General features: G+C 73.2%; 13 protein-coding genes. 8 read left to right on the top strand and 5 right to left on the bottom strand.

Annotated elements, in window-relative coordinates:
- Positions 1-45: 45 nt before the first annotated feature.
- The 5 genes from gatC to DQE82_RS01990 all read left to right on the top strand — a co-directional run bounded on the left by gatC (position 46) and on the right by DQE82_RS01990 (position 7,306).
- A complete protein-coding gene (gatC, locus tag DQE82_RS02010) occupies positions 46-351 on the top strand; it encodes an Asp-tRNA(Asn)/Glu-tRNA(Gln) amidotransferase subunit GatC (RefSeq protein WP_013284468.1) in 306 nt (101 codons plus the stop codon).
- 76 nt (positions 352-427) lie between these two features.
- Positions 428-1,903: an Asp-tRNA(Asn)/Glu-tRNA(Gln) amidotransferase subunit GatA gene (gene gatA, locus DQE82_RS02005; RefSeq protein ID WP_043326045.1), complete on the top strand. Its 1,476-nt coding sequence runs from the start codon at positions 428-430 to the stop codon at positions 1,901-1,903.
- A gap of 192 nt (positions 1,904-2,095) precedes the next feature.
- The gene (locus DQE82_RS02000) at positions 2,096-3,244 is read left to right on the top strand and encodes a putative Ig domain-containing protein (RefSeq protein WP_233514563.1); all 1,149 of its coding nucleotides are present in this window, start codon (positions 2,096-2,098) and stop codon (positions 3,242-3,244) included.
- A 99-nt stretch (positions 3,245-3,343) separates the two neighbouring features.
- On the top strand, positions 3,344-4,837 hold the full coding sequence (gene gatB / locus DQE82_RS01995; protein ID WP_043326041.1) for an Asp-tRNA(Asn)/Glu-tRNA(Gln) amidotransferase subunit GatB: 1,494 nt from the start codon (positions 3,344-3,346) through the stop codon (positions 4,835-4,837).
- 111 nt (positions 4,838-4,948) lie between these two features.
- Positions 4,949-7,306, top strand: a complete 2,358-nt coding sequence (locus DQE82_RS01990) for a pyruvate dehydrogenase (RefSeq protein WP_113971857.1) — start codon at positions 4,949-4,951, stop codon at positions 7,304-7,306.
- Positions 7,307-7,645: 339 nt separating this feature from the next.
- On the opposite strand, the gene DQE82_RS01985 is transcribed toward DQE82_RS01990, so the two are convergent.
- The 3 genes from DQE82_RS01985 to DQE82_RS01975 are packed head-to-tail and all read right to left on the bottom strand — an operon-like array spanning position 7,646 to position 12,345.
- A complete protein-coding gene (locus DQE82_RS01985; RefSeq protein WP_104113640.1) occupies positions 7,646-9,265 on the bottom strand; it encodes a metallophosphoesterase in 1,620 nt (539 codons plus the stop codon).
- A 53-nt stretch (positions 9,266-9,318) separates the two neighbouring features.
- The gene (locus DQE82_RS01980) at positions 9,319-10,494 is read right to left on the bottom strand and encodes a sorbosone dehydrogenase family protein (RefSeq protein ID WP_113971856.1); all 1,176 of its coding nucleotides are present in this window, start codon (positions 10,492-10,494) and stop codon (positions 9,319-9,321) included.
- 45 nt (positions 10,495-10,539) lie between these two features.
- The gene (locus tag DQE82_RS01975; RefSeq protein ID WP_113972342.1) at positions 10,540-12,345 is read right to left on the bottom strand and encodes a SpoIIE family protein phosphatase; all 1,806 of its coding nucleotides are present in this window, start codon (positions 12,343-12,345) and stop codon (positions 10,540-10,542) included.
- Positions 12,346-12,487: 142 nt separating this feature from the next.
- On the opposite strand from DQE82_RS01975, the gene DQE82_RS01970 reads away from it, so the two are divergent.
- Positions 12,488-13,414 (top strand): 2-hydroxyacid dehydrogenase, encoded by a 927-nt coding sequence (locus tag DQE82_RS01970; protein WP_113971855.1) that lies wholly within the window; start codon positions 12,488-12,490, stop codon positions 13,412-13,414.
- Here DQE82_RS01970 and DQE82_RS01965 read toward each other — a convergent pair.
- Positions 13,408-13,791 carry a PH domain-containing protein gene (locus DQE82_RS01965; RefSeq protein ID WP_064446987.1) on the bottom strand — a complete coding sequence of 128 codons (384 nt, stop codon included), beginning with the start codon at positions 13,789-13,791 and terminating at the stop codon, positions 13,408-13,410. The two genes, DQE82_RS01970 and DQE82_RS01965, sit on opposite strands and share 7 nt — an antisense overlap.
- Positions 13,792-14,169: 378 nt before the next feature.
- On the opposite strand from DQE82_RS01965, the gene DQE82_RS01960 reads away from it, so the two are divergent.
- The gene (locus DQE82_RS01960) at positions 14,170-16,527 is read left to right on the top strand and encodes a GGDEF domain-containing protein (RefSeq protein ID WP_233514562.1); all 2,358 of its coding nucleotides are present in this window, start codon (positions 14,170-14,172) and stop codon (positions 16,525-16,527) included.
- Positions 16,528-16,538: 11 nt separating this feature from the next.
- On the opposite strand, the gene DQE82_RS01955 is transcribed toward DQE82_RS01960, so the two are convergent.
- Entirely contained in the window at positions 16,539-17,564 is a 1,026-nt protein-coding gene (locus DQE82_RS01955; protein WP_113971853.1) for a LacI family DNA-binding transcriptional regulator, read from the bottom strand.
- A gap of 339 nt (positions 17,565-17,903) precedes the next feature.
- Here DQE82_RS01955 and DQE82_RS01950 point away from each other — a divergent pair, with 339 nt between their 5' ends.
- Positions 17,904-19,187: an ABC transporter substrate-binding protein gene (locus tag DQE82_RS01950; protein ID WP_069087623.1), complete on the top strand. Its 1,284-nt coding sequence runs from the start codon at positions 17,904-17,906 to the stop codon at positions 19,185-19,187.
- The last annotated feature ends 58 nt before the right edge of the window (positions 19,188-19,245 follow it).

Raw genomic sequence — 19,245 nt, 5'->3', positions numbered from 1 at the left:
CGGCCCACCGCAGACGTCTCAGGACAGCCACGAAGGGGGCACCCGATGGCCGCCATCTCCCGCGAGGAGGTCGCGCACCTCGCGCGACTGTCGCGGCTCGCCGTCACGGAGGAGGAGTTGGACACCTTCGCCGGCCAGCTGGATGTGATCCTCCAGTCGGTCGCGCAGGTCGGCGAGGTCGCCGCGGCGGACATCCCGCCGACGTCCCACTCGGTGCCGCTGACGAACGTGCTCCGCGAGGACGTCGTACGGCCGGGCCTGACCCCGCAGGAGGCGCTGTCGGGCGCACCTGACGCCGAGGAGCAGCGGTTCCGCGTCCCGCGGATCCTGGACGAGGATGTGGCCTCATGAGCGAGCGCAGCGAGCGAATCATCGGGCCCAGCATGGCTGTCGCTCATGACGGCACGGAGCGAAGCGGAGTGCCGGCATGAGCGACTTGACCAAGCTGAGCGCTGTTGAGATCGCCGGGCTGGTGGCGAGCGGCGAGACCTCCGCCGTCGAGGTCACCCAGGCTCACCTGGACCGCATCGGCGCCGTCGACGACCGGGTGCACGCGTTCCTGCACGTCGACACCGAGGGGGCGCTGGCCGCCGCGCGTGCCGTGGACGAGCGCCGCGCCGCCGGTGACGAACTCGGCCCGCTGGCCGGTGTGCCGGTCGCGGTGAAGGACGTGCTCACCACCAAGGGCGTGCCGACCACGGTCGGGTCGAAGATCCTGGAGGGCTGGCGCCCGCCGTACGACTCGACCATCGTCGAGCGGCTGCGCGCCGCCGGCACGGTGATGCTCGGCAAGACGAACATGGACGAGTTCGCCATGGGCTCCTCCACCGAATACTCGGCGTACGGGCCGACCCGTAACCCGTGGGACACCGACCGGATCCCGGGCGGCTCCGGCGGTGGCAGCGCTGCGGCGCTGGCCGCGTACGAGGCGCCGCTGTCGATCGGCTCGGACACCGGCGGCTCGATCCGCCAGCCCGGCGCGGTCACCGGCACCGTCGGCGCGAAGCCCACCTACGGCGGCACCTCCCGCTACGGCCTGGTGGCGTTCTCCTCGTCGCTGGACACGCCCGGCCCGTGCGCGCGTACCGTGCTCGACGCCGCGTTGCTGCACGAGGTGATCGGCGGTCACGACCCGCGCGACTCCACGTCGATCCCGGCCCCGGTGCCGGACGTGGTGGCCGCCGCGCGCCTCGGCGCCACCGGCGACCTGACCGGCGTGAAGCTCGGCATGGTCACCGAGTTCATCGGCGAGGGCGCGGAGCCGGGCGTGATGGCCGCGTTCCGCGACGCGGCCGAGGCGCTGGCGAAGCTGGGCGCGGAGATCGTCGAGGTTTCCTGCCCGCACTTCAAGTACGCGCTGCCGGCCTACTACCTGATCGCGCCGAGCGAGTGCTCCTCCAATCTGGCCCGGTTCGACGGCGTCCGGTTCGGCCTGCGGGTCGGCGACGACGGCAACCGGTCGCTGGAGGAGGTCATGTCGCTGACCCGTGAGGCCGGCTTCGGCCCCGAGGTCAAGCGGCGCATCATGATCGGCACGTATGCGCTCTCCTCGGGCTACTACGACGCCTACTACGGCCAGGCGCAGAAGGTCCGCACGCTGATCACGCGGGACTTCACCAGCGCGTTCGAGCAGGTCGACGCGCTGATCTCGCCGACCACGCCGTTCGTGGCGTTCCCGCTCGGGTCGCGTACCGCCGACCCGTACCAGATGTACCTGGCGGACCTGTTCACCATCCCGACGAACCTGTACGGCGGCCCGGCCATCTCGGTGCCGTGCGGCCTGTCCGACGGGCTCCCGGTGGGCTTCCAGATCATGGCGCCGACCATGGCGGACGACCGGATGTACCGGATCGCCGCCGCGCTGGAGAGCGCCGTCGGCACGCTCACCCCGCCGACGATCTGAACCGGACGGTACGGAGGCGGCCCGCCCGCCTCCGTACCGACACGGTGATCACCGATCAGGGGATTGCCGGGGGTCACTGGCACTGGTCGAATAAACTGCGAGTCTGCTGGATCGACTGGACTGTGGCCCGCTGGCGGACGCGAGCGGTTCCGACCGAGAGCTGGATGTGCGATGGGGACACTTCGCCCGGTCATGGCCCTGACGATGGTCGTCGCGTTGCTGCTGGGCGCCGGGCAGCCGGCCGCCGCGCAACCGGCCACCGTCGCCACCGAGGCCGTCACCATCACCTCGGGCAAGCCCCGGTCGGTCATGGTCATCGGGCAGGTCTACGCGATCCACACCGTCGAGGCGACCGGTGGCACCGCGCCGTACCGGCTGTCGGTGACCTCGGGCAGTCTGCCGCCGGGGATGCTCGTGGTGGGTACGTCGCTCGGGGGTTCACCGACCACTGCCGGGACGTACACGTTCACGCTGCGGATGACCGACCAGAACGACCTCTTCGACGAGCAGACGGCGACGATCGAGGTGCGCGAACCCAAGGTCGTCATCACGTCGGGCAAGCCCCGGTCGCCCATGTACCTGGGTCGGGTGTACGCGATCCACACGGTCGAGGCGACCGGTGGCACCGGGCCGTACCGGTTGTCGGTGGTCTCGGGCAGTCTGCCGCCGGGGATGCTCGTGGTGGGTACGTCGCTCGGTGGCGCGCCGACCACTGCCGGGACGTACACGTTCACGCTTCGGATGACCGACAAGAACGACCGCTTCGACGAGCAGGACGCCACCATCGTGGTCGCCGAGGCGGCGACCGCGTTCACCTCCGGCGATCCGCCCGCCGCCACGGTCGGCAAGCGCTACTTCTTCCGGTTCACCGCCGCCGGTGACTCGGACATCGTGTTCTCCCTGGCGGCCGGGGCCCTGCCGGACGGCCTCACCCTCGACGGGGAGGGCAAGCTCAGCGGCACCCCGGGCAGCGCCGGCACGTTCGCCTTCACCGTCGCGGCGAAGGGGTACAGCACCAGCGCCACGAAGCAGGTGTCGCTGACCGTCGCCGCCCGCAACCCGGGCACCCCGACGGCGTCCCCGACCGGCTCGACGCCCGACCCGGCCGACCCGACTGTTACGCCGTCCCCCGACGACCCGGCCGCCACACCGTCGGAGAGCAGCAGCTCGGCGCCGCTGCCGACGGCTTCGCCGTCGAAGGTGAGCGGCGCTTGGCTGCCGATCACCGGGCCGGGTTCGCCGCTCGTGCTGCTGCTGTTGAGCATCGTGGCCTTCTCCATCGGCGGCATCCTGCTCGTGCTGGCGTACAACCGTCGCCGCACCTTCACCACACCCGAGTGACGCCGGGCCCCGCGCGGTGATCTCGAAGCCCGGCAGCGGGGTGGCCGGGCCAGCCGATTAGGCTGGAACGGTTCTGTCCGGATCGCGCCTGGAGCTCAGATGACGACGACACTGCCCGCGTACGACGAGGTCGTCGCGCGCTTCGAACCGGTGATCGGCCTGGAGACCCACGTCGAGCTGGGCACGAACACCAAGATGTGGTGCGGCTGCCCGACCGACTTCGGCGGCGAGCCGAACACCCGGGTCTGCCCGGTCTGCCTCGGCCTGCCCGGCTCGCTGCCGGTGGCGAACAAGGCCGCCATCGAGGCGACCATCCGGATCGGGCTCGCGCTGAACTGCTCGATCGCCGAATGGTGCCGGTTCGCCCGGAAGAACTACTTCTACCCGGACATGCCGAAGAACTTCCAGATCAGCCAGTACGACGAGCCGCTGTGCTTCGACGGGTACCTGGACGTCGAGGTCAACGGCGAGCTGGTGCGCATCGGCATCGAGCGGGTGCACCTGGAGGAGGACACCGGCAAGACGCTGCACGTCGGCGGCGCCACCGGTCGCATCCACGGCGCCACCGAGTCGCTCGTCGACTACAACCGGGCCGGCATCCCCCTGGTCGAGATCGTCACCAAGCCCATCCCCGGCACCGGCGCGCTCGCGCCCGAGGTCGCCCGCGCCTACGTCGCCGAGCTGCGCGACGTGATCCGCTCGCTCGGCGTCTCCGACGTGCGGATGGAGGAGGGCTCGCTGCGCTGCGACGTCAACACGTCGCTGAACCGGCCGGGCGAGGAGTGGGGCACCCGCACCGAGACCAAGAACGTCAACTCGCTGCGCTCGGTCGAGCGGGCGGTGCGCTCGGAGATGCTGCGCCAGGCGTCCGTGCTGGAGGCCGGTGGCCGGATCACCCAGGAGACCCGGCACTTCCACGAGGACACCGGCGACACCACGTCGGGCCGGTCCAAGGAGACCGCCACCGACTACCGGTACTTCCCGGAGCCGGACCTCGTGCCGCTCGCCCCGGACACCGCGTGGGTGGCCGAGCTGAAGGCCGCCCTGCCGGAGCTGCCGCGGCTGCGCCGCAAGCGGATCCAGCAGGAGTGGGGCCTGTCCGACCTCGACATGCAGTCGGTGGTGAACGCCGGCGCGGTCGAGCTGATCGAGGCGACAGTGGCCGCCGGCACGACCCCCGCGGCGGCCCGCAAGTGGTGGCTGGGCGAGCTGTCCCGCCGCGCCAACGAGACCGGCGTGGAGCTGGCCGACGTGGGCGCCACCCCGGCCCAGGTCGCCGAGCTGCAGGGCCTCGTCGACGCGGGCAAGCTCAACGACAAGCTGGCCCGTACCGTGCTGGAGGGCGTGGTGGCCGGCGAGGGCTCGCCGACCGAGATCATGACCAACCGCAACCTGGAGGTCGTCTCGGACACCGGCGCGCTCACCGCCGCCGTGGACGAGGCGATCGCCGCCAACCCGGACGTGGCCGACAAGATCCGCAGCGGCAAGGTCGCGGCGGCCGGCGCGCTGGTCGGCGCGGTCATGAAGACCACCCGCGGCCAGGCGGACGCGAAGACGGTCCGCGAGCTGATCCTGGCGCGCCTCGGCGCCTGACGTGTTGTAAGGAAGGGCCCCTTCTTAACGCCTGGTGCATGGGAAGGGGCCCTTCCTAACGCCTCACCCCCACTCAGTGGGCGTCAACGGCGACGCCCGGATGGAGTCACCGTGAACCAGCACGACCTCGACGTCCTCGACGAGATCCAGCGCCGGGTGCTCTGGCTCGCCACTCGCATCGTCGACGCGGCCAACCACGACCGCGACACCGGTGACGGGGTGAAGGTCGGCGGCCACCAGGCATCAAGCGCCTCGCTGGTCACCGCGATGACCGCGCTCTGGTTCCAGCACCTGGACGCCGAGGACCGGGTGGCGGTGAAGCCGCACGCCTCGCCGGTGTTCCACGCCATCCAGTACCTGCTCGGCAACCTCGACAAGTCGTACCTGCCGAAGCTGCGGGCGCGCGGCGGCCTCCAGTCGTACCCGTCGCGGACCAAGGACCCGGACGAGGTGGACTTCTCCACCGGCTCGGTCGGCCTGGGCGCCGCCGCGCCGCTGTTCGCCGCCGTGACCCGCCGCTACGTCGACGCGCACTTCGGCGCGCGCCCGCACTCCCGGTTCGTCGCCATCATCGGCGACGCCGAGCTGGACGAGGGCAACATCTGGGAGGCGGTCGCCGACCCGGCCACCACCGGCCTGGGCAACGTGATGTGGCTCGTCGACTTCAACCGGCAGTCGCTGGACCGGGTCGTCCCCGGCATCCGGATCAACCAGTGGCGCGGCCAGTTCGAGGCGGCCGGCTGGCACGTCGTGGAGGTCAAGTACGGCCGCAAGCTCGCCGAGGCGTACGCCCGGCCGGGTGGCGCGGCGCTGCGCGACTGGATCGACCGGATGCCCAACGAGCAGTACCAGTCGCTGTTCGGGCTGGCCGGCCCGGCGCTGCGCAAGCAGTTCCTGGACGGCGCGCCGGCCGAGGTGGCCGCGTTCGTGGCCGACATCGGCGACGACGAGCTGGGCCCGCTCGTCACCGACCTGGGTGGGCACGACGCGCAGGCGATGCTCGACGCGTACGCCCAGTGCGACGCGGTGACCGACCGGCCCAGCGTCGTGTTCGCGTACACGGTCAAGGGCTGGGGTCTGCCGATCGCCGGCAACCCGCGCAACCACTCGGCGCTGCTCACCACCGAGCAGGTCGACGCGCTGCGCGCCGCGCAGGGCCTGACCCCGGAGACCGAGTGGGACCGCCTCGACCCGGCGTCCCCGGCCGGCATCCGGGCCGGCGAGCGCCGGGAGGCGCTGTCCCGCGCGCCGCGCGAGCGGGCGCTGGGCGTCACCGTTCCGGAAACCACGCGGGTACGCGCGAACAAGCCGGTCTCCACCCAGGAGGTCTTCGGCCGGGTGCTGGTCGACCTGGCCCGCGATCCGCAGGTGGCGCCCTACCTGGTGACCACCGCGCCGGACGTGGCCACCTCGACCAACCTGGCCGGGTTCATCAACAAGACGGGCGTGTTCGCCCCGACCGAGCAGCGCTCCTGGACCGAGGACCGGATGCTGCGCTGGACCGAGAGCCCCGCCGGGCAGCACATCGAGCTGGGCATCTCGGAGATGAACCTGTTCCTGCTGCTGGGCCAGCTCGGCCTGTCGTGGGACCTGTCCGGCCAGCCGCTGCTGCCGGTGGGCACCGTCTACGACCCGTTCGTGCTGCGCGGTCTCGACGCGTTCCTCTACGGGACGTACTCCGGTTCCCGGTTCGTGGTGGCCGGCACCCCGTCCGGCATCACGCTGGCCCCGGAGGGTGGCGCGCACCAGTCCACCATCACCGCGTCGGTCGGCCTGGAGCTGCCCGGCGTGACGTTCCTGGAGCCCGCGTACGCCGGCAGCCTCGACTGGCTGCTCTGCGACGCGCTCGGGCAGATCGCCGGTGGCGCCGCGCCCGCCGCCACCGCCGCGCCGGCCGAGGACGGGGCGTACTACTTCCGGCTCAGCACCCGGCCGATCGACCAGGCCCCGTTCGAGGCGGCCCGGACCCGGCTCGGGGACGCGGTGCTGCGGCGGCAGGTGGTGGCCGGCGCGTACCGGCTCGTCGACGCGCACCAGGCGTACCCCGATCTGGCTGACGCCCCGGTCGTGCAGCTCGCGGCCTCCGGCGCGGTGCTGCCGGAGGTGCTCGCCGCCGCCGCGGAGCTGGCGGAGGAGGGCGTGGCCGCGCACGTCGTGGACGTGACCAGCCTGGACCGCCTCTACCGGGCGTGGCAGCGGACGCTGCGTCAAGGTGTGCGGACCGCGACGGTGCCGAGCGTGCCGGGCGCGCTGCGGTCGGCGTTCGCCGACCGGGTGCCGGTGGTCACCGTGCACGACGCGGCCTCGCACGCGATGGCCTGGCTCGGCTCGGCGGTCGGCGCCCCGGCGGTGCCGCTCGGCGTGGACGAGTTCGGCCAGTCCGGCAACGTCCGGGAGCTGTACGAGTTGCACGACCTGCTGCCGGGCAGCATCGTCAACGCCGCGCTGGCCGCGATCGCGCTGCGCTGACCGCGCCGGGCTGGTCCGGCTCGACCCGGCACCGCGGCAGGCCGTGGTGGTCACGGAACGTGACAGGTTGACCTGATTGCTGAGAGTGACCGTCTCCGGCGAACCGGGCGATCGCCTCTCGCCGCCTTTGCTCTGCAGCCACACCCGCAGCATCGCCCTGAGCTGGGGTGCGGCGAAGAGTGCCCGCGGCGCGCGGCCGTCCGTGCGGTCACTCCCGGTGCCTGCCGCGCCGATGGGTGCAGAGCAAAGGCGGCGGCAGGACATGCCAGTGCCGGACGGGTCGGTGACACGCGGTGACCGGGCGTCCGCGCGGCAGGCGGCCGGAGAAGGCCCGGACGGTCAGCGGGTGGGGGTGGCGGTGGGGCTCAGGGTGGTCGTACCCGGCGACGGCGACTCGGAGGGTCCCCGGGTCGGGGTCGGGGTGACCGGCACCTGGTCGCCCTTGGCCGGGTCGCGGATGACGTGCCGCTCCAGGTTGACCTGCGACTGCCCGGTCCCGCCCACGGTGATCTCGTCGTAGGCCTGGAGCAGCTTCTGCTGGTCGAAGTAGAGCACCGTCATGGTCAGCGGCGTCGGCTTCTCGCCCTCCAGGCCGCGCAGCCCGGCCCCGCCGGTCGAGCCCTCCACCATCAGCGTGGTCGGCTGCTTGCCGGGCACCTCCGGCAGCTTCGACACCTGCCGGGCGTGGGTGTGCCCGGAGAGCACCAGCGGGCAGGTGCCGGAGAGCGGGCCGGCCGAGGCGGGATCGTGCACCAGCGCGATGTCGACCTTGCGCGGCGACTTCTCGACCGTCGCGGCGAGCTGTTCACCGGCGCCGATCACCTGGTCGGCGACGGCGGCGGTGAGGCCGCTGCCGGCCGGTGAGGTCTCCTTGTCCGGAGTGAAGCGGGGGTCGCCGATGCCGGCGATGGTCAGCCCGCCCACCGTCGTGATCGAGTTGTTCAGCACAATCGCGTTCGGCTGCTGGGCCACCGCGGCGGCGGTGCGCGGCGAGTCGTGGTTGCCGCGGATGAACACGTACGGCTTCTTGAGCAGGCCGATCGAGCCGACGAAGGACGCCTCCGGCTCGCTGCCCCAGTCGGTCATGTCGCCGGTGTCGATGACCACGTCGATGCCGAACTGCTCGACCACGGTACGGATCAACTGCCAGCCGGTCGGGTTGAGGTGCATGTCCGACACGTGCAGCACCCGGGTGGTGCCGGGCGACGGCTGCACCACCGGCAGCGCGGAGACCGTGGTGTACAGCTTGCTGACGTTGCCGACCAGCCGCTGCAACTGCTCGGCGTACTTGGTGTAGTCGTTGGCGATCCGCCGCGCGTCACCGACGATCGCGGGCGCGTTCACCAGCAGGCCCTCGTACCGTGGCTCCTCGATCGCCTGCGGACGCAGCGTCGTCGCGGCCACTCCGAGGCTGCCGGCGGTGATGACGAGCGCCAGGCCGCCGGCCCAGGCGGTACGGCGCACGTCGCGGAACACAAGCGCGGCCAGGATCAGCGTGGCCAGGACCGCCGAGGCGAGCGTACGCAGCCCGAGCCGCATCACGCCGTCGCGGACGTCCTGCACGGCCGACTGGCTGGCCCGGCTGATGCTGGCCGGGTCGTCGATCAGCGCCTCGGTGCGCCCCTGGTCGAGCGCGCCCACCTCGACGGTCAGGTACGCCGGCCCGTCGTGGCTGTCCAGCAGCAACGCGCCCAGCGGCGGGATGTCGACGGTGGTGCCGCCGCTCAGCGACGGGCTGAGCTTCAGCTCGGCCCGGAACGGGCCGATGTCGGTGCCGACGTGGCCGCCCGCGTACGTGCCGACCACGATGCCGCCGAGCGTGACCGCGAACAGGGCCAGCACGACACCCAGCCGGCGCAGCCGGTGACCCGGCCGCCACGCCGTCCAGCGGCGGGCAGGCCCGCGCCCGGGTGACGTCTCGTCCCCCGCGCGGTGCTCTTCGTTGTCGTGGCCGTCCATGCTGAGATCCTGACCTGCCCCTTGAGCGATCTTGACAAACCTGCCGACCCGGATCAGCTCCGGCCGGCGCCCCCGTCGGCGAAGACCAGCCGCAGGAGGCGGTCGTCCTCGGCGGCGGGCCGGCCCCGCCCGTCCCGGTTCGAGGTGCTCACCCAGAGCGAGCCGTCCGGGGCCACCGCCGCCGCCCGGAGCCGGCCGTACTTGTCGTTGAGCAGGTCGCGCGGCTGACCGAGGACGGTCCCGTTGCCGGCCAGCTCCACCAGCCACAGCCGTTGCCCGCGCAGGCAGGCGGCGACCAGCAGCCGATCCACGGCGGCCAGGCCGGAGCAGGAGGCGTCACCGGTGGGCCACTGCGTGATCGGGTTGACGTAGCGCCTGTCGTCGCTGCGCCCCTCCACCCGGGGCCACCCGTAGTTGCCGCCCTTGTTGATCGGGTTGATCTCGTCCCAGGTGTTCTGCCCGAACTCCACCGCGTACATCTTCTTGTCCGGCGTCCAGGCGAAGCCCTGCACGTTGCGGTGTCCGGTCGACCAGACCGGCGACCCGGCGGTCGGGTTGCCCGGCGCCGGCTTGCCGTCCGGGGTGATCCGCAGGATCTTGCCGCCGAGGCTCTTCGCGTCCTGGGCGTTCTCGGTGCGCCCGGCGTCGCCGGTGCTGGCGTAGAGGAGACCGTCCGGGCCGAAGCCCAGCCCGCCGCCGTTGTGCGTGCCGGCCTTCGGGATGCCGGTCAGGATCGGCGTCGGCGCCTGCCCGAGCCGCATCTTGGCGATCCGGTTGTCGTTCTCGGCGGTGTAGTAGACGAAGACCGTCCGGTCCCGCTCGTACGCCGGCGAGACCGCGATGCCGAGCAGACCGCCCTCGCCGCCGGCGGCCACGTCCGGCACGGTCTGCACCGGCCGCACGGCCAGCCCGTCCGGGCCGGACTCGGGGCCGACCTGAAGGATCCGCCCCTTGTCCCGCTCGGTCACCAGCGCCGCGCCGTCGGGCAGGAACGCGATGCCCCACGGCACCTCCAGGCCCTTGGCCAGCACGGTGGCGACCACCTGCTGGCCGGCCCCACCCGGGCTGGCGGTGCTGGACGGGCTCGGCAGGTTGGGCGGCGCGCCGGCCGGGTCCGGCTCGGGCTCGCCGAGGGCGCAACCGGCGCTGCCCAGCAGCAGCGCCGCGCAGGACACCGCCAGCGCCGTGCGGAGCCGGCGGGCACGGGGGTACGGAAGACGCGCTCTCACCCGGCCCAGCCTAGCCGGGCGAAGCGCCGAACCGGGCCGCTCAGCTCAGCCGGCACGCAGGGCGAGCAGGGCCACGTCGTCCTCACGGCGGTGGGCGGCGGCGAGCAGCCGGTCGCAGAGCAGGTCCAGCGGTACGCCCGGCCCGTCGGCGCGGAGATGGGCGAGCAGGTCGGCCTGTCCCTCGTCGATCGACCGGTCCCGGCGCTCGATCAGCCCGTCGGTGTGCAACAGCAGCGTGTCGCCGGGGGCGAGGACCAGTGTCCGGCCGGTACGCCGGGGCGCCCGGGCCAGGCCGAGCAGCGGCCCGCGTCCCTCGGCGACCGAGACCGTGCCGTCCGCCCGGACCAGCACCGGTGGGGGATGCCCGGCGTTGCACCAGGAGACCCGCAGCCCGTCCCCGTCCGGGCGGATCCGGGCCAGCACCGCGGTGGCGACGGTGGGCACCCGCAGCCCGCCCATCGCCCGGTCGAGCTGGGCCACCAGCAACTCCACCGGGTCGTCGCGCCCGTACGCGTTGCCGCGCACCAGGTTGCGCAACTGGCCCATGGTGGCCGCCGCCTCGATGTCGTGACCGGCGACATCACCGATCGCGGCCACCAGCTCGCCGTCGGGCTGGACGAACGCGTCGTACCAGTCACCGCCCACCTCGACCCGGTCCGCGACCGGCAGGTAGCGGGCGGCCAGCTCGATCCCCGGCACCGTCGGCAGGGTGGGCAGCATGCTGTGCTGGAGCACCTCGGCGACGTGGCGCTGCTCACCGTAGAGGCGGCTGTTGCCGACCGCCTGTCCGGCGCGTACTCCGATGTCCTGCGCGGTGCGCAGGTCGCTGTCGTCGAAACCGCGCCGCCCCTGGCGGTTGACGAGGGTGACCGCCCCGATCACCCGGTCCCCGGCGGCGGTGATCGGCACGGTCAGGTGGGAGCCGATGCCGAGCCGGTCGGCGAGCGGCACCAGCTCCGGGCGCGTGGTGCCGCGCGCCACGTCGTCCAGTCCGGCCACGGCCCGCACCGCCGGCCGCCCGGTACGCAGCACCGAACGGATCTGCGACTCCGCGCTGAGGCCGGTCGTCAGCAACTCGGCGAAGCGGGCCAGGTCGGCCCCGCGTTCGGCGTCCCGGTGTACGCCGGTGACGGTGCGCGGGCGGCCCGCCGGGTCGACGAGCGTGATCAGGCACCAGTCGGCGAGCAGCGGCACCATCGCGTGCCCGAGCCGGTCGACGGCAGTGGCGACGTCGAGCGTGCCGCCGAGCATCTCGCTCATCCCGGCCAGCATGGCGAGCCGGTCGTGCGCCTCCTCGGCGCGGCGGCGGGCCTGCTCGGCGCCGCGGACCGCGATGCGCAGCCGCAGCTCCGAGGAGCACGCGGCGGCCAGGTCGGCGAGCGTACGCAACTGCTCGGGGGTCCAGGCCCGGGGCTTGCTGTCGATCGCGCAGAGCGAGCCGAGCACCCGCCCGTCCAGGTCGGTGAGCGGCATTCCGGCGTACGCCACCACGCCCAGGTCCTCGATGGCCAGGTTGAGGCGTACCCGGGGGTAGAGGCGGGCGTCGGGCAGCACCAGCGGCATCTCGATGTCGACGACGTGCTGGCAGAACGAGTGGCTCAGCGGTGTCTGCCGGCGCGCGGCCCAGGGCTCCGGCAGCCCGGTCGCGCCGGGAAAGAACTGCCGGTCGGCGTCGACCAGGGAGACCAGCGCGACCGGCACGTCGAGCAGGTCGCCGACCAGGCGGGCGAACCTGTCGAACGCCTCGTCGGGTACGGCGTCGAGCCGCGTCTCGTCGAGCGCACGCAACCGGTCGGGATCGGTGAGCGCGGCAATCGGCACGGCCACCCGGCCCCGGCCGTCCTCGCTCATCGCCACCGCCCTCAGCAAGCGGAACACCCGACCGGCATCCCGTCCTCGGTTATACCCCGCTGCACTGTCAATCGACCCCGGGCGGGGCGTTCGTCACGGCCCACGCCATGCCGGCCCGGGGCTGCCGATATGGTCGGCGGTCGTGAAGGCATGGATCCCGCACCCCGAAGGCCTCCGGCTGCTCGGCGAGCTGCCGCCCGGCGTCACCGTGGAGCTGCTGGAGGACCCGGAACGGCCCCCGTCGTCCCCGGCCGGGGTGCGGTTCTGGGTGCCGCCGTTCCTGTCCGGCCCGGACGCCGGCGCGTTCCTGACCCGCCTGCCGGACGTCGAGGTGGTGCAGCTGCTCTCCGCCGGCGCGGACGCCTGGGTGGGGCGCGTACCGGACGGTGTGACGCTCTGCGACGCCCGGGGCGTGCACGACTCGCCCACCGCCGAGTGGGTGGTGGCCGCGATCCTCGCCTCGCTGCGCGGGTTCGCGCCGCTGGCCCGGGCGCAGGCGCGGCGCGAGTGGGCGTACGACGAGGTCGCGCCGACCGACGAACTTGCCGGTAAGCGCGTGCTGATCGTGGGCGCCGGCTCGATCGGCACGGCGGTGCGTGACCGGCTCGCCCCGTTCGAGGTGAGCTTCACGCTGGTGGCCCGTACGCCGCGCCCGGACCAGGGTGTGCACGGGGTGGACGAGCTGCCCGCCCTGCTGCCGGAGGCGGACGTGGTGGTGCTGCTGGTGCCGCTGACCGACCGGACCCGGGGGCTTGTCGACGAGAAGTTCCTGGCCGCGATGCCGGACGGCGCGTTGCTGGTGAACGCCGCACGGGGGCCGGTGGTCAGCACCCCCGCGTTGCTCGCCGAGCTGGCCTCGGGGCGCCTGCGGGCGGCGGTGGACGTCACCGACCCGGAGCCGCTGCCCGCCGACCATCCCCTGTGGGAGCTGCCGAACCTGCTGCTCACCCCGCACATCGGCGGCTCGGTACGCGGTCTGCTGCCCCGTGCGTACCGCCTGGTGGCCGAGCAGCTGCGCCGGTACGTGGCCGGGGAGGAGCTGACGAACCGGGTGGTCGACGGCTACTGATCGTTCGCCTCACCGGGCAGCTCCTGCCCGGTGACGGCGATCAGGTGGGGCAGCTCGGTGGCGCGTACCGCCGGCAGCATCACCACCTCGCCGTCGTCGAGCCGGGCGAGCGCGCGGCCCCGGGCGTCGCCGGCCAGTTCGGTGACGCGCGTCCACGGCACCCGGCGTTGCCCGGCGATCGCCCGCAGCCGCAGTTCCGAGGCGTCGGCGTCGGTGCCGGCGCGCCACGCCCAGACCGCGACGGTGAGCGGGACGAGCAGCACCCAGAGCAGCCACCAGCGGGCGGAGGCCAGCGGCAGCGCGCCGATGGTGGCGACGATCGCGGCGACCAGGATGGCCTGGTTGTGTCGGAAACGGACGGTATCGGCACGGCTCACCCTCCGATGATCCCACCCGGCCGACTCCCACCACCCCGCGCCCCGGCAGCCCCGGCGGCCCCGTCAACTCCGGAGATCTTGGTACGTCTCCGCCCTCCCGAGGGCGACTGCGTACCAAGATCTGGCGCGGGCGGGTCGTGCGATGGAGATCTTGGAAGGAAACGGTCCTCATGGTGGCCCTTTGCTTCCGAGATCTCGTCGGGAGGCTGGGGTGTGACGGATGTCACTGGTGGGATGACGTCACCGGGCGCTTCCGGGATCGTTTCTAGGCGTGGCCGCAGCGGTCCCCGCCGATGCGTCCGCCCGCCCCGACCCCGCACGTCGTAACCGCGAACCGCAACCGCACCGCCCCCGTGCCCCCTCACGAAGGCGACCGCCGTGCCCGTCCCTCCTCCCGCCGGTCCCCGTCGGCGGCCACCCCTGCCCGATGTCGCCGTGTCGCTCACCGGCGCGGTCTTTCTCCTGGCGGGCGTCGCCGGGCTCCTACCCGGTCCGGCCGCGACCGCGCTCGCCGTCGCCGGTGGATCCGCGCTCGCCTGTGTCCGGCTCGCCTGGCTGGCCGGCGGAGCGCTGCCCGCTCCGAGCGACCTCGCCCCGAACGCGCCGCCGACCGTCGACGCCCGAACCGCCGAATCACCAGCCCGGAGCGCCGAAACCGGCCCACCCGAGCGCCGGGACGCACTCGCGCCGGGCGTGACGACCGGGCGGCAGGCGCGCCGGGTCGCGTTGTCCCGCCGGGTCGCCGCGATCCTCGACGCCGCCGTCCTGGTCGCCGGGCTCTCCGTGGCGGTGCTGCCGCTGAGTGATCCCGCGTACCGGCTGCCGATCGCGCTGACCGGGCTGTGCCTCACCGCGCCGCTGTACGTGACGGCGCTGCTGCGCCTGCCCGGCCGGTCCCGGCTGTCCGGGCCCGAGCTGGTACGCCGTACCGTCGACGTGCTCGCGCTCGGCGTCAGCCTGGTCTTCGCCGGCTGGATGCTGCTGCCGGGCGGTCCGGTCCCGGCCGCCGCCGGGATCGCCGCGTCGGGCGGCGCGGTGGTGCTGGCCGTGCTCGTGGTGGCGGCCCTCGCCGAACGTCACCGCCGGCCGGGCGCCGCACGCTGTCACGCCGGGGCCGCGCTGACGCTCGGCGGGCTGACGCTGCTTGTGGTGCTGCTGGCGTACGGCGCGCCGGACCGGGCGCTGCCGGTCGTCGCGGCGCCGCTGCTGGCGGGGGCGCTGCTGACCGTCGCGGGCCTCCGGCGTGCCTGGGCCGGGGAGCGGCCGGATCGGGACGTGGCGCCGGCCGCCTGGCCCCGCCTCACCGCGCCGGCCGGGATCGCCGCGCTGGCCGCCGGTGTCCATCTGTGCGTGGTGGGGGAGTTCAGTACCGGCGCGATGGCTCTGGGCCTGACGGTCGTTCCGCCGATCATGGTGGGTGAGCTGCTCGCCGCCGCGGACCAGCGTCGCCGCGTGCAACGACTGGCGGCCCGGGAGGCGTGGCTGCGGCGCCGGCTCGGGCCTGATGCCCGGGCCGTCGAGCCCGCGCCGCTGACGCGCGCGGATCTGGTCCGGGCGTTGGCGCAGCGCAGCGGTGGCGCCCTGCTCGTGGTCGACCTGCACGGCGAGGGCGCGGCCGTGCCGGAGGGGCCGGTGCTCACCGAGGTCGCGCGCCGGCTCCGAGTCGGCGTCGAGGCGCACGACCTGGTCGCCCGGCTGGGCGACACCGAGTACGCGGTCCTCACCGATGTCGGGCCGGTGCTGGCGTACGCGCTCGGCACCCGGCTGCTGGCGGGGCTGACCGAGCCGTACCCGCGGCCGGGCGGGGTGGCCCGGGTGCGGGTGAGCGTCGGGCTGGCCGAGACCGGAAGCGGCGAGCCGGAGGACGTGCTGCGTCAGGCCGACCTGGCCCGCCGCCGGGCGGTGCAGCTCGGCCGGGACCGGGTCGAGTGGTACGACGCCTACCTGGAGGAGCAACTGGTCCGGCGCCTGGATCTGGAACGGGAGCTGCCCGGCGCGGTGGCGCGCGGTGAGCTGGACCTGGTCTACCAGCCGGTGGTGGCGCTCGCGGAGCGGACACCGGTCGGCACCGAGGCGTTGCTGCGCTGGCGCAGTCCCACGCTGGGCACCGTGCTGCCGGCGGAGTTGCTGCCGGTGGCGGCCGACCTCGATCTGGTCGGCGAGATCGGGCGGTGGGTGGTGGACCGGGCCTGCCGCCAGCTCGCCGCGTGGTCGGGGGGCGGCCGGGAGCTGTGGATGGCTGTCAACGTGACGCCGCGTGAGCTGGCCGCGCCGGACTTCGTGGCGCGTACGGCGACCGCGCTGGCCGCGTACGACGTGTCGCCGGAGCGGCTGGTGGTGGAGGTGGCCGAGCCGGGGGTGGGCGCCGAGTTGTCCACTGTGGTGGCCCGGCTCGCCGGTCTCCGCTCGATCGGCGTGCGGACCGCGCTCGACGACTTCCGCGCCGAGCACGCCTCGCTCGCCCAGCTTCGCCGCCTGCCGATCGACCTGCTCAAGGTGGGCCCGCATCTGGTCCGGCCGGGTGGGGACGGGCAGCGTCCGCTCATCGACGTGGTGGCGAACCTGGCCGACCGGCTCGGGGTCGAGTTGGTGGTCGAGGAGCTGGAGTCGGAGGGCCAGGTGGCGGGCGCGCGCCGGGCCGGCTGCCGGTACGGGCAGGGCTTCGCGCTGGCCCGCCCGGCGACCGCCGAGCGGGTCGAGGCGTGGTTCGAGGAGTTCCCGTCCGCCGCCCGCTGAGCTGAACCGGTTCAGCGGTCCGTCGTACGAGGTGGGGCCGTGCTGCCGCGCGGCGTGAGGTGCGCGGTCTCGTCCTGGACCGCGGCGGCCGGCTCACCCGCGATCACGGCGAGGAGCTGCCGGGCGGCGTGCGCGCCGTACGCCGGGATGTCCCGGCCCAGCGCGGTCAGCGGCGGGTGCACCAGCCGGCAGAGCGGCGAGTCGTCCCAGGCCACGATGGACAGGTCGCCGGGGACGGCCAGGCCCATCTCCTGGGCCACCGAGAGCCCGGCGATCGCCATCACGTCGTTGTCGTAGATCACCGCGGTGGGGCGTGCGGCGGAGCTGAGCAGCCGGCGGGTCACCCGCGCGCCCTCCTCGCCGGTGTAGTCGGACCAGACCGTCTGCGCCTCCTCCAGCCCGAGCCGCCGGCACACGCCGGTGAACGCCTCGGTGCGGATCTCGGTGTGCAGCAGCGAGGGCAGCCCGCCGACCCGGGCGATGCGCCGGTGGCCGAGCGCGACCAGGTACTCCACCGTCTCGACCAGCGCCGCCGCGTCGTCGGCCCAGACGCTCGCGAGGCCGCCGGTGTGGCCGGGGCCGCCGATCACCACCGCCGGCAGTTGCAGCTCCTCCAGCGCCGGCACCCGCCGGTCGTCGGTGCGCAGGTCGCAGACGAGCACGCCGTCGACCCGGCGTTCGGCCCACCACCGCCGGTAGACCGCGATCTCGGCGTCCTGGTCGCTGACCACCTGGAGTGTGAGCGCGTACGAGCGGGCCGACAGCTCGGCCTCGACGCCGCTGATCAGCTCCATGAAGAACGGCTCGATGCCGAGTATCCGGGCGGGGCGGCACAGCGCCAGCCCGACCGCCTTGGCGGTCGCCCCGGACAACGCGCGGGCGGCGCTGCTGGGCCGGAACCCGATCTCGGCGGCGATCGCGAGGATGCGCTGGCGGGTCGCCTCGGAGACGCCGGGCTGGCCGTTGAGCGCGTACGACACCGCGCCCTTGGAGACCCCGGCGCGCCGGGCGACGTCGGCGATGGTCGGCCGCTTCACCGGAGCGTTCCTCCACTGTGTCCGGCCCTCGCGGGCGCTTCCGGTCGCCGGATCACCGGCGTCTGGTGACGCTACTGCACGCGGTGCCGGGTCCGGGTGTCGCGGGCGGCATCGGTGGACCGCATCCGGCGGCAGTCGCTTGTGCGGTTCAGCTTAGAGCGCGGACCCGGCGAGACCGCCCGCAGCGTGGTCGTGAGCGGCGGCGAGGTTACCGGATCGGCACATCGGTAACCGGCCGTTGACAGTCGTGAATGGGAACCGTACGGTGGCGTCACTTATCCGGTTCAGTCAACGTCTCTCGATATTCGGGAGCGTTCCCATTTCGGCGCGGAGGATGAGATGAGACGGTCCTGGACGCACCTGGCGCGGGTGACCGCCGTCGGTGCCGTCAGCCTGGTCATGATCGCCGCCTGCAGCGGCCGGAGCACCACCGGCGGCTCCGACCCGGCCGGTGGTCAGGTCACGCTGAAAATCAACTTCTGGGGCGACTTCGGGCTCCAGGACCTCAAGGCCAGGTACGAGGCCGAACATCCGAACGTCAAGATCCAGCTCAACTCGGGCGAGTACAACGCCCAGCACGAGGACCTGCAGAAGAAGCTCGTCGCGGGCAACGGCGCGCCGGACATCGCGGCGATCGACGAGGGCTTCATGGTCCAGTTCCGAAGCCAGTCCGACAAGTTCGTCAACCTGCTCGACAAGGGCGCCGGCTCGTACGAGAGTAAGTACCTGCCCTGGAAGTGGAAGCAGTCGCTGTCGGCGGACGGCAAGACGCAGATCGGCCTCGGCACCGACGTCGGCGGCCTGGCCATGTGCTACCGCACCGACCTGTTCAAGGCCGCCGGCCTGCCCACCGAACGCGACCAGGTGTCAGCGCTCTGGCCCACCTGGGACAGGTTCATCGAGGTCGGCCAGCAGTACACCACCACGACGAAGAAGAAGTTCATCGACGCCGGCACCAACCTGTTCAACCCGATCCTCGGTCAGCAGCCGGTCGGGTTCTACGACGAGCAGGACCAGCTCCGGATGGAGCAGGGCCCGAAGGTCGCGTTCGACTACACGGTCAAGGCCGTCGGTGCCGGGCTCTCGGCGAACCTGGTCAGCTTCCAGGCCGACTGGGACAAGGGCTTCACCAGCGGCGCGTTCGCGGTGCTCGCCTGCCCGGCCTGGATGCTCGGCCACATCAAGGACACCGCGCCCGGCACCGAGGGCAAGTGGGACATCGCCGCGGTACCGGGTGGCGGCGGCAACTGGGGCGGATCGTTCCTGACGTTGCCGAAGCAGGGCAAGAACGTCGACGAGGCGTACAAGCTGCTGACCTGGCTGGTCGCGCCGGAACAGCAGATCGAGATCTTCAAGAAGGTCGGCAACCTGCCGTCGCAGCCGGCGCTCTACACCGACCCGGCCATCGCCGACTTCAAGAACCCGTTCTTCAACGACGCCCCGGTCGGCCAGATCTTCCCGAAGATGGCGCAGGGCCTCACCCCGCAGTACCTGGGCCGCAAGAACGGCCCGACCCGGGTGGCGGTGGAGAACGTGATCCGGCGGGTGGAGAACAAGTCGCTCAAGTCCGACGCCGCCTGGAACGAGGCGGTCAAGGAGGCCGAGAAGGCCGCGAAGTCCTGACGTGTCAGCGGTGACGGGGCGGCCCGGCCCGCCCCGTCATCGTCCGATCTCCCGGCCC

This window comes from Micromonospora sp. LHW51205, from assembly GCF_003315815.1.
In the GTDB taxonomy this organism is placed as follows: domain Bacteria; phylum Actinomycetota; class Actinomycetes; order Mycobacteriales; family Micromonosporaceae; genus Micromonospora; species Micromonospora chalcea.
Note: the sequence above shows the minus strand (reverse complement) of the source record. Positions and strands in the feature narration are given on the sequence as shown.